This is a genomic window from Mycobacterium sp. NGS34, assembly GCF_059812845.1.
In genome coordinates, this window is sequence record NZ_JCALDM010000015.1 from 45,045 (window position 1) to 59,952 (window position 14,908).

At 71.5% G+C, this 14,908-nt stretch carries 14 protein-coding genes and 2 pseudogenes; 8 read left to right on the forward strand and 8 right to left on the reverse strand.

The window, feature by feature from the left end:
* Nucleotides 1-67: 67 nt before the first annotated feature.
* A pseudogene (locus tag AC5Y7V_RS26260) lies at nt 68-577 on the forward strand (PE family protein); the annotation flags it as partial.
* 1,050 nt (nt 578-1,627) lie between these two features.
* A pseudogene (locus AC5Y7V_RS26265) lies at nt 1,628-1,723 on the forward strand (hypothetical protein); the annotation flags it as partial.
* A 1,204-nt stretch (nt 1,724-2,927) separates the two neighbouring features.
* Here the strand turns inward: AC5Y7V_RS26265 and AC5Y7V_RS26270 are convergent.
* On the reverse strand, nt 2,928-3,437 hold the full coding sequence (locus tag AC5Y7V_RS26270; RefSeq protein WP_499882976.1) for a DoxX family protein: 510 nt from the start codon (nt 3,435-3,437) through the stop codon (nt 2,928-2,930).
* Between the two features lie 54 nt (nt 3,438-3,491).
* Between AC5Y7V_RS26270 and AC5Y7V_RS26275 the strand changes: the two genes are divergently transcribed.
* From AC5Y7V_RS26275 to AC5Y7V_RS26285, 3 genes are all read left to right on the forward strand, one after another.
* The gene (locus tag AC5Y7V_RS26275) at nt 3,492-4,100 is read left to right on the forward strand and encodes an NADPH-dependent F420 reductase (RefSeq protein WP_499883066.1); all 609 of its coding nucleotides are present in this window, start codon (nt 3,492-3,494) and stop codon (nt 4,098-4,100) included.
* Between the two features lie 83 nt (nt 4,101-4,183).
* Nucleotides 4,184-5,752, forward strand: a complete 1,569-nt coding sequence (locus tag AC5Y7V_RS26280) for a pyruvate, phosphate dikinase (RefSeq protein WP_499882977.1) — start codon at nt 4,184-4,186, stop codon at nt 5,750-5,752.
* Complete coding sequence (locus tag AC5Y7V_RS26285; RefSeq protein WP_499882978.1) at nt 5,749-6,354, forward strand: winged helix DNA-binding protein; 606 nt, start codon at nt 5,749-5,751, stop codon at nt 6,352-6,354. The genes AC5Y7V_RS26280 and AC5Y7V_RS26285 overlap by 4 nt, the downstream gene beginning before the upstream one ends.
* A gap of 3 nt (nt 6,355-6,357) precedes the next feature.
* On the opposite strand, the gene AC5Y7V_RS26290 is transcribed toward AC5Y7V_RS26285, so the two are convergent.
* From AC5Y7V_RS26290 to AC5Y7V_RS26300, 3 genes are all read right to left on the reverse strand, one after another.
* A complete protein-coding gene (locus tag AC5Y7V_RS26290) occupies nt 6,358-7,596 on the reverse strand; it encodes a WS/DGAT domain-containing protein (protein ID WP_499882979.1) in 1,239 nt (412 codons plus the stop codon).
* A 4-nt stretch (nt 7,597-7,600) separates the two neighbouring features.
* On the reverse strand, nt 7,601-8,506 hold the full coding sequence (locus tag AC5Y7V_RS26295) for an alpha/beta fold hydrolase (RefSeq protein ID WP_499882980.1): 906 nt from the start codon (nt 8,504-8,506) through the stop codon (nt 7,601-7,603).
* Between the two features lie 105 nt (nt 8,507-8,611).
* Nucleotides 8,612-9,094 (reverse strand): VOC family protein, encoded by a 483-nt coding sequence (locus AC5Y7V_RS26300; RefSeq protein ID WP_499882981.1) that lies wholly within the window; start codon nt 9,092-9,094, stop codon nt 8,612-8,614.
* A 143-nt stretch (nt 9,095-9,237) separates the two neighbouring features.
* Between AC5Y7V_RS26300 and AC5Y7V_RS26305 the strand changes: the two genes are divergently transcribed.
* A complete protein-coding gene (locus AC5Y7V_RS26305) occupies nt 9,238-10,101 on the forward strand; it encodes an alpha/beta fold hydrolase (RefSeq protein WP_499882982.1) in 864 nt (287 codons plus the stop codon).
* Here AC5Y7V_RS26305 and gnd read toward each other — a convergent pair.
* Together gnd and AC5Y7V_RS26315 are read right to left on the reverse strand one after the other, a co-directional pair.
* Nucleotides 10,094-11,116, reverse strand: a complete 1,023-nt coding sequence (gnd, locus tag AC5Y7V_RS26310) for a phosphogluconate dehydrogenase (NAD(+)-dependent, decarboxylating) (protein ID WP_499882983.1) — start codon at nt 11,114-11,116, stop codon at nt 10,094-10,096. The two genes, AC5Y7V_RS26305 and gnd, sit on opposite strands and share 8 nt — an antisense overlap.
* A 13-nt stretch (nt 11,117-11,129) precedes the next feature.
* Entirely contained in the window at nt 11,130-12,539 is a 1,410-nt protein-coding gene (locus tag AC5Y7V_RS26315) for a glucose-6-phosphate dehydrogenase (protein ID WP_499882984.1), read from the reverse strand.
* Between the two features lie 103 nt (nt 12,540-12,642).
* On the opposite strand from AC5Y7V_RS26315, the gene AC5Y7V_RS26320 reads away from it, so the two are divergent.
* Nucleotides 12,643-13,476, forward strand: a complete 834-nt coding sequence (locus AC5Y7V_RS26320; protein WP_499882985.1) for an adenylate/guanylate cyclase domain-containing protein — start codon at nt 12,643-12,645, stop codon at nt 13,474-13,476.
* Here AC5Y7V_RS26320 and AC5Y7V_RS26325 read toward each other — a convergent pair.
* Nucleotides 13,428-13,637, reverse strand: coding sequence for a hypothetical protein (locus tag AC5Y7V_RS26325; RefSeq protein WP_499882986.1), 210 nt, complete (start codon nt 13,635-13,637; stop codon nt 13,428-13,430). The two genes, AC5Y7V_RS26320 and AC5Y7V_RS26325, sit on opposite strands and share 49 nt — an antisense overlap.
* Before the next feature lie 95 nt (nt 13,638-13,732).
* Here AC5Y7V_RS26325 and AC5Y7V_RS26330 point away from each other — a divergent pair, with 95 nt between their 5' ends.
* Nucleotides 13,733-14,413, forward strand: coding sequence for a guanylate cyclase (locus AC5Y7V_RS26330; RefSeq protein ID WP_499882987.1), 681 nt, complete (start codon nt 13,733-13,735; stop codon nt 14,411-14,413).
* Here AC5Y7V_RS26330 and AC5Y7V_RS26335 read toward each other — a convergent pair.
* Complete coding sequence (locus tag AC5Y7V_RS26335) at nt 14,410-14,733, reverse strand: putative quinol monooxygenase (RefSeq protein ID WP_499882988.1); 324 nt, start codon at nt 14,731-14,733, stop codon at nt 14,410-14,412. The two genes, AC5Y7V_RS26330 and AC5Y7V_RS26335, sit on opposite strands and share 4 nt — an antisense overlap.
* Nucleotides 14,734-14,908: the final 175 nt, after the last annotated feature.

The window sequence follows — 14,908 nt, forward strand, 5'->3', positions numbered from 1 at the left end:
CGACGTTCGTCGCCCCGATGATTCGCATCCTTGAGTCGATTGCTTGATGACGATCGGGAGGAAAGCGATGTCGTTCGTAATAGTGGACCCCGAGTTGGTGGCTGCCGCGGCTGCCGATGTGGAGAACATCGGATCCGCGCTCAGCGCCGCCCACGCGGCGGCGGCCGGCCCGACGACCGCCGTGCTGGCAGCCGGCGCCGACGAGGTGTCGGCCGCGTTGGCGACGCTGTTCTCCGGCCACGGCCAGGCGTTTCAGGCGCTCGGCGCCGAGGCGGCGCTGTTTCATCAGCAATTCACGCAGACGATGAGCACCAGCGGCGCGATGTTCGCGGCCGCCGAAGCCGCCAACGTGTCGCCGCTGCAGACCCTGTTCGACGGGGTCAACGGCGAAGTCCAGGCGCTGACCGGGCGCCCGCTGATCGGCAACGGCGCCAACGGCGCCGCGGGGACCGGACAAAGCGGCGGGAACGGCGGGTGGTTGATCGGCAACGGCGGCAACGGCGGATCCGGCACCGCCGGCGGTGCCAACGGCGGCAACGGCGGCAACGGCGGGGCCGCCGGGCTGATCGGCAACGGCGGGGCCGGCGGCTCCGGCGGAGCCCCCCTGGCCTTCGCCGGCACCGGCGGGACCGGCGGCAACGGCGGGTCCGCCGGGTTGTTCGGCTCCGGCGGGGCCGGCGGGGCCGGCGGGAACGCGTTTGCCTCCGCAGGGAACGGTGGGGCCGGCGGCAACGCCGGGATGCTCTATGGCGCGGCCGGAACCGGCGGCGCCGGCGGGCATTCCGGCAGCGTCACGTTGCCGGGCGGCGACGGCGGCGCCGGCGGGGCCGGCGGGCTGTTCTCCAGCGGCGGCACCGGCGGGCTCGGCGGGACCAGCGAGGGCGGCACCGGCGGCACCGGTGGGGCCGGCGGGGCCGGCGGAATGTTCGGCGCCGGCGGCACCGGCGGCGGTGGCGGGGCCACCGTGGGCGGCAGCGGCGGGCTCGGCGGGGCCGGCGGGACCGGCGGGTTGTTCGGTGGCGGCGGGGCCGGCGGCACCGGTGGGCACGGCTCAACCTTCGGCGGGGCGGGCGGGGCCGGCGGCAACGCCGGCATGCTCAGCATGGCCGCCGGCGGCGCGGGCGGGGCCGGCGGGGAAAGCATCACCCCCGTCGGAGGCATCGGCGGGGCCGGCGGGGCGGGCGGCAACGGCGGCCTGCTCTTCGGCGACGGCGGCGCCGGCGGCAACGGCGGGTTCGGCCCCCAGACCGGTGGTCGTGGCGGGGCCGGTGGCGTCGCCGGCATGCTGACCGGCTCGGGGGGAGCGGGCGGCGCCGGCGGTGACGGCGCGACCTCTCAGGGCGGGGCCGGCGGCGCCGGCGGCAGGTCCGGCCTGATCGGCAACGGCGGCAACGGCGGCAGCGGGGGCGCCGGCGAGGCCGGCGCCGGCGTCGGCGGCGCGGGTGGGGCGGGCGGCAACGGCCTGCTGATCGGCGACGGCGGTAACGGCGGCAACGGGGGCCTGGGCATCGTGCGGGGCACGACGGGCACCGGCGGCGTCGCCGGTCAGCTGTTGGGCCTGGACGGCTTCAACGCGGCCGCCAGCACCAACCCGCTGCACACACTGCAACAGCAAACGCTTAACGCGATCAACGCGCCCATCCAGGCCGTGACCGGCCACCCGCTGATCGGCAACGGCGCCAACGGGGCCGCGGGAACCGGCGCCGCCGGCGGGGCCGGCGGACTCCTGTTCGGCAACGGCGGGTCCGGCGGGGCCGCCGCGATCGGCAGCGGCGCGGCCGGCGGCAACGGCGGTGCCGGCGGCGGTCTGTTCGGCGCCGGCGGCGCCGGCGGGGCGGGCGGAAACTCGGCGGCCGGCAACGGCGGTGCCGGCGGCGCCGGCGGGGCCGCGACGCTGTTCGGATCCGGTGGCGCCGGCGGGGCCGGCGGAAGAACAGCGGCCACCGGCACCACCGCCGGGGCCGGTGGGGTGGGCGGCAACGCCGGGCTGATGGCGGGCGCCGCCGGGAACGGCGGCGCCGGCGGCGTGGCCTTCCAACCGGGTGTAAACACCAACAGCACCGGCGGGGCCGGCGGCGCCGGCGGCACTGGCGGCTTGTTCTCCACCGGTGGGATCGGCGGGGACGGCGGGTTCGGGCAGAACAGCGGGGCCGGCGGGGCGGGCGGCAACGGCGGCATGCTGTCCGGCGACGGCGGGGCCGGCGGCGCCGGCGGGTTCGGCAACCTCAACGGCACCAGCGGGGCCGGCGGGGCCGGCGGCAACGGCGGGCTGTTCGGCGGCGGCGGCAACGGCGGTACCGGCGGAACCAGCCAGACCACCGCGGGCGCCGGCGGGCACGGGGGCAACGCCGGCATCCTGAGCATGGGCGCCGGTGGCGCCGGCGGCGGCGGCGGGAACAACACCGGCACCGGCACCGGCGGAGCGGGCGGGGCCGGCGGCAACGCCGGCATGTTCTTCGGCGACGGCGGCGCCGGCGGCCAGGGTGGCGGCGGCGGGTCAACCGGCGCGACCGGCGGGGCCGGCGGCAACGCCGGCATGCTCAGCGGCTCCGGCGGAGCCGGCGGCGCCGGCGGAAACGGCGGCGACAGCGCGCTCACCACCGGCGGCCGCGGCGGGACCGGCGGCAACGGCGGGGTGATCGGCGACGGCGGCAACGGCGGCAACGGCGGCGCCGGTGAGGGCAACACCGGCGGCAACGGCGGGACCGGCGGCAACGCCGTCGTAATCGGCGACGGCGGTAACGGCGGCAACGGCGGGACCGGGACCCCGCCCGGCACGGCGGGCGCCGGCGGCAACGCCGGGCTGCTGCTGGGTCAGAACGGGAAGAACGGGACGCCCTAGCCTGCGCGAGCTCCGCGCGAGCCGGACCTGGCTGCGAAAAATCGGGCCGATTCTCGCAGTGGCGTTCGGTTCGCGGCGCCGGCGACTAACCCGCCTGTTTGACCGGCGGCCGGTAGAAGATGACCAGCTGGCCGACCGCGCCGGCGAGGCCGAGCCCCGCCGAGATCGCCAGGCCGGGCCAGCCGTCGTACCAGTTCTTGCCGAAGATCACCCAGTCCAGGCTGAGCCGCCCGGCGCCCAGCGTGGCGACCACGACGGCGCTGACGGCCAGCACCAGGTTGTACTCCCAGCCCTCCTTGACGATGAAGAAGCCGTTGGCGCGGTGCACTGTCCACGCCGCGACCAGCATCAGCGACACGAAGCCCGCGGCCGGGATCGGCGTGAGCAGCCCGGCCGCCAGGCCCAGCCCGGCGGCCATCTCCGTGGTCGCGGCCACGGTGGCATGGAACTTGCCGGGCTTCATGCCGATGCTCTCGAACCAGCGCGCGGTGCCCGGTATGCGGCCGCCGCCGAAAAACTTGTTGAAGCCATGCGCGGCGAGCGTCAGTCCCAGCACCAGCCGCAGGAGCAGTAACCCGGCGTCATACACATTCATAGGTGCAAACCTAGCGGGTGGCCCTCGCGAACCGGAAAGGAGCGCGACATCAAGATCGCGATCATCGGGGCGGGCAATGTCGGGCACGCCTTGGGCACCGCGTGGCGCAACCGGGGCCACCGGGTCATGTTCGGGGTCCGCAACCCCGACGACCCCAAGTACGCGTCGCTCGACGCGGTCGAGACGAACGAATTCGCCACCGCCGCAGCCGACGTCGTGGTGCTGTGCACGCCATGGCGCAACACCCGGGCCGCGGTGCAGGGCTGCGGCGATCTGACGGGCAAGGTCCTCATCGATTGCACCAACCCGCTGACCGCCGACGTCGCGGCGCTCGAGGTCGGGTTCGACAACTCCGGGGCCGAGGAAGTCGCGAAGTGGGCGCCGGGCGCCCGCGTCTGCAAGGCGATGAACCAAATCGGCGCCGCAATGATGGACGCCCCCCGACTGCCCGGCCGGCCGGTGATGTTCGTCTGCGGCGACGATGACGACGCCAAGGCGGTGACCGCCGGGCTGGTCGGCGAACTCGGCTTCGAGACCGTCGACGTCGGCGACCTGACCTTGGCGCGCCTGCTCGAGCCTTACGGGCTGCTGTGGATCCACCTGGCGCTGCGCCGCGGGTTGGGCACCAACTTCGGCTTCGGGTTGCTGCGCGGACAGTCCTGACATACTCGTCGAGGCCCGCCGGGACGGTCCCGGCGGAGCGGGCCGCACGACGAGGGGGGTGCACCACGACTCCCAGCACCGCCGTGGTCGAACTGGACGGCACCGCGCGTCACCCGAGGGAGCTTCTCGGCAACAAGGGCCACGGCATCGACGCGATGCGCCGGCAGAACCTGCCCGTGCCGCCCGCGTTCTGCCTCACGACCGAGGTGGGCCTCGACTGCCTCGCGGACCCGGCGGCGACGCTGGACGCGATCTGGGCCGACGTGCTCGACCGGATGCGCTGGCTGGAAGCGGAAACCTCACGCACCTTTGGGCGGAGTCCGCGGCCGCTGTTGGTCAGTGTGCGCTCGGGCGCCACGCAGTCCATGCCCGGGATGATGGACACGATCCTGGACGTCGGGATGACCGACGGCGTCGAGCAGGCGCTCGCCGCGGAGGGCGGCCCGCAGTTCGCCGGTGACACCCGGCGGCGTTTCACCCGCATGTACCGGCGCGTCGTGGGCCAGCCGGTGCCCGCCGACCCCCACGCGCAGCTGCGCGCCGCGATCGAGGCGGTGTTCGCCTCCTGGGATTCGCCCCGCGCGGTCGCCTACCGCTCGCACTACGGGCTCGACGATCGGGGCGGCACCGCCGTCGTCGTGCAGGCGATGGTGTTCGGCAACCGGGGCTCCAATTCCGGTGCCGGGGCATTCTTTTCGCGTAACCCGATAACCGGCGCCGACGAACCGTTCGGCGAGTGGGTGCCCGGCGGCCAGGGCGACGACGTGGTGTCGGGGCTGGTCGACGTGGGACCGATCACGGCCCTGCGCGACGAGCAACCGGCCGTCTACCGCGAGCTGACGGACGCCGCCCGGCGCCTGGAGCGGCTCGCGTCCGACGTCCAGGAGATCGAATTCACCGTCGAGGACGGCAAGCTGTGGCTGCTGCAGACGCGGGCGGCCGAGCGCTCCGCGCAGGCGGCGGTGCGACTGGCCATCCGGCTGCGCCACGACGGGCTCATCGACGACGCCGAGGCGCTTCGCCGCGTCACCCCGGCGCACGTCGAGACTGTGCTGCAGCCGTCGTTGCAGCCCGAAACACGTTTGGCCGCGAAGCTTTTGGCGACGGGCCTGCCGGCGTGCCCGGGCGTGGCATCGGGCAAGGCATACACCGACGTCGACGAGGCGCTGGACGCGGCCGATCGGGGCGAACGGGTCATCCTGGTTCGCGATCACACCAGGCCCGAGGACGTCCTGGGCATGCTGGCGGCGCAGGGAATCGTCACCGAGGTGGGCGGCGCCGCCAGCCACGCCGCGGTGGTCAGCCGCGAACTCGGCCGGGTGGCCGTGGTGGGCTGCGGCCGTGGCGCCGCGGCGGCCCTGGCCGGCCGGCAGATCACCGTCGACGGCTCCGAAGGCGAAGTGCGCGAAGGCGATCTGAGCACCTCGGCGTGGTCGGAGAACGATACGCCGGAACTGCGCGAGCTGGCCGACATCGCGCGGCGGGTCAGCCCGCTGCGCGCGCACGCCACCGGCGACCACCCCAGGCTCGACGACACCTCCGAGGCCGCCGTTCGCGCCGCCATCGAGGCCGGGTGGACCGACGTGGTGGCGACCACCCCGTTGGTCGTCATGCTGACCGCGCTGCGGCTGACCGCCGGGGTCGCCCCGTGAGCGAATTGGCGGTGCTGCAAGCGGTTCGGCTGAAGGGTCGGGTGCGTCCCGCCGAACTCGCCGCGACCCTGGGCCGGGACCCGGCCGACATCGTCGAGCGGCTGACCGCGTCGGGCCTGCTGGTCGACGGCGCGACGGTGCGGCTCACCCCCAGCGGCCGCGCCCGGTTGGAGGCGTTGCTGGCCGAGGAGCGCAAGGGCGTCGACCCGGCCGCGATGGCCGCCGCCTACGACGAATTCCGCTCCGTGAACGCCGATTTCAAGGCCCTGGTCACCGACTGGCAGCTCAAAGGCGGGGCCGAAGGCGCGCCCAACACCCACGACGACGCCGAATACGACGCCGCGGTGCTGGCCCGCCTCGACCGGGTGCACGCGCGGGTGCGGCCGATCATCGGGGCGGCCGCGGTGCAATTGCCGCGGTTGAGCGCCTACTCGACGAAACTGCGCGCGGCGCTGGACAAGGTCAAAGCGGGCGACATCGCCTGGCTCTCCCGTCCGCTCATCGACTCGTATCACACCGTGTGGTTCGAGCTGCACGAGGAACTGATCGGCGCCATGGGCATGACCCGCGAGGAAGCGGCGCGATCCGGTGACGCGCAATAGCTCTCACAGCGCGGCATCCAGCAGCCGGACGTAGCCGTCGATGTCCGGGATCGCCGACGCGGCGGCGTGCACACTGATCGCGACAGTGTCGCCGATGCCGTGCACGCCGTGAGTCAGCCCCATCACCGGGGACAGCGCCGGGTATCCGGCCGTCAGCACCACCCGGGCGCCGCCGAAGCTCAGATCGGCGGCCCCGCGGTTAACGCTGGATACCACGGTGTTGCCGGCCACCTGGGTTGGGCGGATGTCGGCGTCGAACTGCGCTATGCCCCAACGCAATAGCGCCGCGGGAACCGCGGCGAACGCCCGGTCGGAGGCACGGGTGGCCGGATGCTCGAAGCGGCGCCGGCCGTTGGCCAGATCCTCGGCGATCCGCTCGACCCGGGCATCCAGACCCAGCTTCGGGTAGAGCCCGACGACGACGTTCCCGAAGTGGTTATGCGCATGCGGCACACCGGGTTTGGTCATCGGCACTTCGGCGCCCAGCGAGTCGGCCTCCTCGCCGAGCAGTGCGGACAGCGCGGTGGACACCGCGGCCAGCACCCCGACGGTGACCGTCGGCCCGCGCAGTTGCGAGCGGCGCCGCACCAGGGTGCGCACCGATCGGGCGGCGCCCGGACGAGCGTTGGTGGCCTGCAGCGGCCGCGGCCCGAGCGGCGGCGCCACCACCCCGGCATCGATGTCGCGAACCAGCCGGCGGTGGGCGCGCGCCGCGTCGAACGCCCGCCGGGGCAAGAAACCCGCCGGCGGCCGCGCCACCTCCGGCACCGGCGCATCGCGCCCGAAGAGCCACGCCGCCATCGCCGCGGCGCGCGCGCCGTCCGCCAGCGCGTGCGTGACCTGCAGGACCGCGACGGTGCCCGCCCCGGGCACCCCCGCAATGCCGTGCACCGGGCCGAACACGTGCAGCCGCCACGGCATCCGGCGCGCGTCCAGCTGGTCGGCGGCGAGGCCGACGACCGCGGTCAGGCAATCGCTCCAGCCGCCTACGGCGTCGTGGCGGACCACCCATTCCGGCCCGACCACCGCGGGCACCCACCGCGGATAGGCCAGCCGCCCGCGCTCGGCGACCCGAACCGTCAGGCCGGCGCACTCGCGCGCCCGCCGGCACACCCCCTCTATCGCGCGCCCGAGATCCGCGGGCTCGCCGTCGAACGCGTACAGCAGGAACTCGTCGTTGGGTATCTTGGCCGACATCCAGTAGAACTGCGCATCGACGGCCGCCATCCGCCGCGCCGCCATGGCCTCAGCCGGGCGAGCCGATGAAGGTGAGCACCAGGTTGGCGACCTTGTCCGGCTGTTCGAGCTGCAGGAAATGTCCCGCGTGGTCGACGATGGCGGCCTCGCTGCCCGCGGGCAGGGCCTTTTCCGTCCACCGGGTGAAAGCCGATGTCATGCAACCGTCGTCGCGGCCGTGCAGGTACAAACACGGTAGCAGCGGCGCCTCGGTCCACAACCGGTTCAATTCGGCGTACTTCGCCGGCGGTCGCGGCGCGCGGATGGTGGCGCGGTACGGTCCCAGCGCGGCCCGCCAGCTCTCCGGTGTGCCGATCGCGGCGTCGACGTGCCGCAGGTCCTCGTCGGCGTGATAGCCCGGCGACCACCGCCGCCACAGCAGCGGCAGCACCCAGGACGCGGAACGCTCAGGCAGCCAAGGCAATTGGAAGTAGAGGATGTACCAGCTGCGCAGCAGCTGCGGCGGTAGGTGGCCGATGAGCCGCGCCCGCTCGGCCACCCCGCCCCGGCGACGGAAGCCCGCCGAGACCGGCACCGACATGATCACGGCCTTGGCGAACGGGCTGTCGGGCATCGCGGCGAGGCCGGTCGCGGCGATGGCCCCCCAGTCGTGGCCGATCACGACGTCACGCTCGGTGCCACCCGCGGCCGCACGCACCCGCAGGGCGTCGTCCATCAGCGCGCCGATGTGAAAATCGCCGTCGGTCGGGATCGACGACGGCGCGTACCCGCGCATGAACGGCGCGACGACCCGCCACCCCGCCTCAGCCAGCCGCGGCGCGAAGTTGCGCCAGCCGTAGGCGGTGTCGGGGAAGCCGTGCAGGCACAACGCGATCGGGGCGTCCGGCGGCCCCCAGGTCAGCGCCTTCAGGTCCCCGGCCGGTCCGGGCACGTCGATCCAGCCCGGTTCACCCACCGCAGGCTCGCTCGGTGTCGTCAGCCATTTTCACTCCCCTGGTCGGCGCGCGTCCGCACCGACCAACCTAACGCCTGCCGGCCCGGCGGGGAGGGATCGACCGGCCTACCGGGCGGGTGCCCCCGCCGCCGCGCGCTCGAGGTCGGCGACGATGATCTTGCGCATGCCATACATCGCCGAAGTGGCCGCCGCCGCGCGCGTCCGATCCGGGTCGCCGATCAGCTCGTAGAGCCGGTCGGGGATGACCTGCCAGCTCAGGCCGAACCGGTCCTTGCACCAGCCGCACTGGGATTCCTCGCCGCCGTCGGTCAACCGCTCCCAGTAGTAGTCCACCTCGTCCTGGTCCTTGCAATGGATCGTGAAGGACACCGCCTCGCTGAACGTGAAGTGGGGCCCGCCGTTGATGCCGATGAACCGGGCGCCGTCCAGCACGAAGCTGCCCGACAGGACCGTCCCCGGCTCCCCGGGCCCGGCCTCGGTGGTCCGGTTGAAGCCCTCGATACGCGAGTTGGGGAACACCGAGGTGTAAAACTCCGCCGCCTCTTCCAGGTTGTTGTCGAACCACAGCGAGGGCGTAATCGATGGCATGGCCGTTCTCCTTGCATTCGTCGAAGGTGTGTCCTCTTCATAGACCGCGGCGACGACGAGAACTCATCGGTCCCGAGGGGCCAACGCCGTGGTCAATAGATTGCCTAGGTAACGTCGAGGGGCGATCTACCGAGAGGACGCCCATGAGCGCCGTGAGCAGCAGTTTTCAGACGGTCGAGTTCACCGGCCACCAGGGGATCACCCTCGTCGCCGACGAATGGAACCGCGGCTCGGCGGCCGACCGGCCCACGATTCTGATGTTGCACGGCGGCGGCCAGAACCGGTTCTCGTGGAAAAACACCGGCCAGATCCTGGCCGACGACGGATTTCACGTCGTGGCGCTGGATTCCCGGGGCCACGGTGACAGCGACCGCGCACCGGACGCCGACTACGACGTGGAGACGCTGACGGCCGACGTGATGCACGTGCTGGACGCCATCGGCCGGCCCGTCGTGATCATCGGGGCGAGCATGGGCGGGCTGACCGGCATCCTGGCCGCCGACCGAGCCGGCCCCGACCGGGTGACCAAGCTGGTGCTCGTCGACGTGGTGCCCCGATTCGAGAAGGGCGGCAGCGCCCGCATCCGCGACTTCATGTTCAGCGGCCTCGACGGGTTCGAGTCGCTCGAGCAGGCCGCCGACGCGGTCGCCGCCTACCTGCCCTACCGCGAGAAGCCGCGCAGCCCCGAGGGGCTCAAGAAGAACCTGCGCCTGCGCGACGGGCGCTGGTACTGGCACTGGGACCCGGCGTTCATGACCAAGCCCGGCGACGACCCCGAACTGCGCACCGAGAAGTTCGAGCACGCCGCGACCAACCTGTCGATCCCCGTCCTGTTGATCCGCGGCAAGCTGTCCGACGTCGTCAGCCCCGAGGGCGTCCAGCACTTCCTGACCCAGGTGCCCCGCGCCGAGTTCGTGGAACTGTCCAACGCCGGACACACCGCGGCCGGCGATGACAACGACGCCTTCAGCGACGCCGTCGTCGCCTTCGTCGAGCGAGCTAGTTAGCCGGCTTTTCCGCGTGCCCGCCGAACTGCTTGCGCATCGCCGATAGCGCCTTGTTGGCGAAGTCGTCGAGCTGGCGGCTGGCGAAGCGGGACTGCAGGGCCGTCGTCAAGACCGGCGACGGCACCCCCTCGTCGATCGCCGCGATGGCGGTCCACCGGCCTTCCCCCGAGTCCGAGACCCGCCCCGAGAACTCCTTCAGCTCGGGCGATTCGTGCAACGCGATCGCGGTCAGGTCCAGCAGCCACGAGCCGATGACGCTGCCCCGGCGCCACACCTCGGCGACATCCGGGATGTCGAAATCGTATTGGTAGAACTCGGGATTCGACAGCGGCGCGGTTTCGGCGTCCCCTTGCTGTATCTGCTTGCCGATGTCGGCGTTGCGCAGGATGTTCAGCCCCTCGGCGAGCGAGGCCATCATCCCGTACTCGATGCCGTTGTGCACCATCTTGACGAAGTGCCCCGCCCCGGACGGGCCGCAGTGCAGATAGCCCTTCTCCGCCTGGGCGATCGCGCCGTCGCGGCCGGGTGTGCGCGGCGCCGCGTCCACCCCGGGTGCGACGGTGGCGAAGATCGGCTCGGCAATCTCGAACGCGTCGTCGTCGCCACCGATCATCAGGCAGTAGCCGCGCTCGCGGCCCCACACGCCGCCGCTGGTGCCGCAGTCGAGCAAGCGAATGCCCTTCTCACCCAACGTCTTCGCGTGGCGGATGTCGTCGCGGTAGTAGGAGTTGCCGCCGTCGATCACGATGTCCCCGGAGTCCAGCGTCTTGGCCAGCTCCTCGATCACCCCCGTGGTGATCGTCCCGGCCGGCACCATCACCCAGACCACCCGCGGGGCGCTGAGCTTCTCGGCCAGCTCCGCCAGCGAGGACACCCCGGTGGTGTTGTCCTCGCCGGCCATCGCCTGCACCGCGTCGGGGCTGTGGTCGTACACCACGCATTCGTGGCCTCCCTTGGCCACGCGCCGAACGATGTTCGCGCCCATGCGGCCCAGGCCGATCATCCCTAGCTGCATCTGTCCCGTCTCCTTAGTTGGTTGCCTGCGTGTTGCGGGGTAGCCATGGCTCCTGCCAGCTGTGGTGACCGTGCAGCAGCGACCGCGCCGCCTCGGGCCCCCAGGAACCGGGTTCGTAGTGGTGGATGCGGCCCGGCCTGTCGAGCACCGGCTGCACGATCCGCCACGTCTCTTCGATGGCGTCCTCGCGGGCGAAAAGTTGGCGATCGCCGTTGAATGCGGCGTAGATGAGCCGTTCGTAGGGCCGCACGGCTTCACCGAGATCCTCGGCGAACGAGGAGTCCATGTGGACGTCGTGCCAGGAGTCGCCGGCCTGGGCGGACAACTGCAGGCGCATCCCCGGGTCGGGGTCGATGCGCAGCACGATCTGGTTGGGCTCGGGCGGCCGGCGGTTGGGCAGGAAGGAAAACCCGGGAACGTGGTGCAGGAACATCCGGACCTCGGTGACCCTTTCCGGCAGCGCCTTGCCGGCGCGCAGGAAGATCGGCACCCCGGCCCAGCGCCAGTTGTCGATCTCGGTCCGCAGCGCGATGTAGGTCTCGGTTTGCGAGTCCTTCGCCACCCCGGCGACGTCGGCATAGCCGCGATACTGGCCCCGCACGCAGCGCTCCGGATCCAGCGCCGGCATCGCGCGGAACACCTCGGCCTTCTTGTCGTTCAGGTCGTCGGCGGTGGGGCCGACCGGGGGTTCCATCGCGACCAGCGCGAGCACCTGCAGCAGGTGGTTCTGCACGACGTCGCGCAAGGCGCCCACCGCGTCGTAGAACTTGCCGCGGTCCTCGATCCCGAAGTTCTCGGCCATGGTGATGTGGATTTCGGAAATGCTGTCGCGATCCCACACCTTGGCCAGGGCGTTGTTCGCGAAGCGCAGGTACTGCAGCTCCTCGACGGGCTGTTTGCCCAAAAAGTGGTCCACGCGCAGGATTTGGTCCTCGTCGAGCACCGCGCGCAGCCGGGCGTTCAGGTCGCGCGCGGAGGCCAGGTCGTGGCCGAACGGCTTTTCCACCGCGACGCGCGCGGACTCCAGCAGGTCGACCTTTGCCAGGTTCTCGACGATCGGCGCGAACAACGACGGCGGCATCTCCAAGTAATACAGCGGGCGGCAGTCCTTGCCGATCCGCTTGGCGAGCTGCTGGTAGAGCCCGGGATCGGTGACGTCGCCGTGCAGATAGGACAACCGGGCCGCGAACCGGTCGAACACCGCATCGTCGAGCGTTTCACCCGAGTCGCCGATCGCCCGCCGCGCCCGCTCGATCAGCTTCTCGAGGGGCATGTCGTCACTGGCCACACCGATGATCGGATGGTTGAGCAGGCCCCGCGACTCGAGCCGGTAGAGCGCACGGTAGGTCATCTTGCGGGCCAGATCACCCGTAATGCCGAAGATCACCAAAAGATTCGACGAGTTAGTCTCACCGTCGGCCAAGACGCGCACCTCCCTCGAGATTCGCTACCCGCGGCGGCCCGTGCTCAACCCTAAACATTGCATTTGGGCCCGACAACCCGAGGCCGACCGGGCCTTTGGCAGGATGCCAAGCGTGGGTGATCTGCTGCATGTCGCGCTTTACGCCCTGGCCGCGATCGCCGCGATCGAAGCGGGCGCCATCGCCGTGCTCTCGGTGCTGCTGGTGCGCGCCCGCCGCGAACTCGAAGAGTTGCAACAGCGGACCGACGCCCGCAATCAGCTGCTCTCGGGCGGCCGCGAGGCCGTCAAACGGGTATGGAACGCCGCCAACGTGATGCGCAAGGAGGGCTTCGGCGCCGCCGTGCGCAGCTCGATCGAGGACCTCGCCGACTGGGCCGAGGTCGAGCGGCCCGACCTGGCCCGGGTCACCCCCGACGGCCGGGTGGTGATCCTGTTCTCCGACATCGAGGAGTCCACCGCGCTCAACGAGCGCATCGGCGACCGTGCCTGGGTCAGGCTGATCAGTTCGCACGACAAGCTCGTCTCGGGACTCGTGCGGCAACGCTCCGGCCACGTCGTCAAGAGTCAGGGCGACGGCTACATGATCGCCTTCTCGCGCGCCGAGGAGGCCGTGCGCTGCGGCATGGACGTTCAGCAGGCGCTACACAGGGACGCAAAACGCAAGCGGCACCAGGAGATTCGGGTGCGGATCGGGATTCACATGGGCCGGTCGGTGCGCCGCGGCGACGACCTGTTCGGGCGCAACGTCGCGATGGCGGCACGGGTCGCCGCGCAGGCCGTCGGCGGGCAGATCCTGGTCAGCGAACCGGTGCGAGACGCCCTACGCGACTGCGACGGCATCCGATTCGACAAGGGGCGCGAGGTCGAGTTGAAAGGCTTTTCGGGCAGCTACCGGTTGTTCTCCGTAGAACCCGACGCCGATCCCGACTTGGACTGAAAGCTCGCCGCGTCGGATTCGGCCAGCCGCTCGTGCAGCCGCGCGCGGATCTCGTCGGGCGTGTAGGCGCGTCGCCTGCGTTGGTCGCGGGCTACCAGCACTCCCCCGGCAACGACGCCGGCGACACCGGCGAGCCCGATCCACTTCCAAACCCTGCGCATACCTGACAGGCTATTACCATGCCAGGCCGCCCGCGAAGTCTTCCCGGGCCCATAATGACTGCAATGGCGAAACCCGAAGCGTCGAGCGGACTTACATGCTGACACTGGACCAGGCGCTGGACGAGACCCGGACCGGCGACCTGTGGCTGTTCCGCGGCCGCTCACGGCCCGACCGGGCGATCCAGACGCTGACGAATGCCCCGGTGAACCACGTCGGCATGACGGTGGCCATCGACGACCTGCCCCCGTTGATCTGGCACGCCGAACTGGGCGACAAACTGGTCGACTTCTGGACCGGCACCAACCACCGTGGCGTACAGCTCAACGACCTGCGCCAGGCCGTGCTGCAGTGGACCGATCGCTACCAGCAGCGGTGCTGGCTGCGTCAGTTGACGCCCTACGCCACCCGCGAACAGGAGAACAGGCTGCTGCGGACGATCGCGCGGATGGATGGCACCGCGTTTCCCACCACTGCCCGGCTGACCGGCCGGTGGTTCCGCGGCCGGCTGCCGACCATCAACGACTGGGTGCGCGGAATCCCCTTGGTGGACAAAAAGGTTCGCGAACAGACGCAGCGCCGCAGGCAGGAGCGCAAGATGGGCCTGGAGACGGCGTACTGCGCGGAGACGGTGGCGATCACCTACGAGGACATGGGTCTGCTCGTCACGGACAAGGACGCGAATTGGTTTGACCCGGGCTCGTTTTGGAGCGGCGACACGCTCCCGCTCGCCCCGGGGTATCAGCTGGGCAGCGAAATCGCGGTCAGCGTCGGCTAATCGACCGTCATTTCGCCCAGCTCGGACCACCCCGTCGCGTCGACGTTCTGGTTGATGATCTTGGGCGTGGACGTCAGCGCCTGCGGGAGCTCCTGCATCGCGCGCTTGAAGTGATCGCTGTTGACGTGGACGCCACCCGCGTCACCGTCCCGGAACGCCTCCACGAGGACGTACTCCGCCGGGTTGTCCAGGCTGCGCGACCACTCGAACCACAGGTTGCCGGCCTCGGCGCGGGTGGCCGCGGTGAACGGGGCGACCAGTTCCGGCCAGCGGTCGGTCCACTCGGGCTTGGTCTCGAACTTGACGACGATGAAGATCATGGCCGCAGGATACGTGCCGCGGGCCTACCGGCCATCAGCGGTTCTCCAGCAAAATTCGCCTAGGCGTCCACTTTGACGCCTAGGCGAATTTCTGCTATTGGCTAATCGCCGGCCATATGCGCGCAATCAAGTGACGCGCGTCACAAACCTGGCACTTATCGCGATCGGTTCACAT

Coding starts and splice junctions, on each gene's coding strand:
- AC5Y7V_RS26320 (WP_499882985.1), top strand. CDS start 12,643: ATGCCAAGCGTGGGTGATCTGCTGCATGTCGCGCTTTACGCCCTGGCC.
- AC5Y7V_RS26290 (WP_499882979.1), bottom strand. CDS start 7,596: ATGGCGGCGCGGCGGATGGCGGCCGTCGATGCGCAGTTCTACTGGATG.
- AC5Y7V_RS26325 (WP_499882986.1), bottom strand. CDS start 13,637: ATGCGCAGGGTTTGGAAGTGGATCGGGCTCGCCGGTGTCGCCGGCGTC.
- AC5Y7V_RS26305 (WP_499882982.1), top strand. CDS start 9,238: ATGAGCGCCGTGAGCAGCAGTTTTCAGACGGTCGAGTTCACCGGCCAC.
- AC5Y7V_RS26330 (WP_499882987.1), top strand. CDS start 13,733: ATGCTGACACTGGACCAGGCGCTGGACGAGACCCGGACCGGCGACCTG.
- AC5Y7V_RS26335 (WP_499882988.1), bottom strand. CDS start 14,733: ATGATCTTCATCGTCGTCAAGTTCGAGACCAAGCCCGAGTGGACCGAC.
- AC5Y7V_RS26300 (WP_499882981.1), bottom strand. CDS start 9,094: ATGCCATCGATTACGCCCTCGCTGTGGTTCGACAACAACCTGGAAGAG.
- gnd (WP_499882983.1), bottom strand. CDS start 11,116: ATGCAGCTAGGGATGATCGGCCTGGGCCGCATGGGCGCGAACATCGTT.
- AC5Y7V_RS26270 (WP_499882976.1), bottom strand. CDS start 3,437: ATGAATGTGTATGACGCCGGGTTACTGCTCCTGCGGCTGGTGCTGGGA.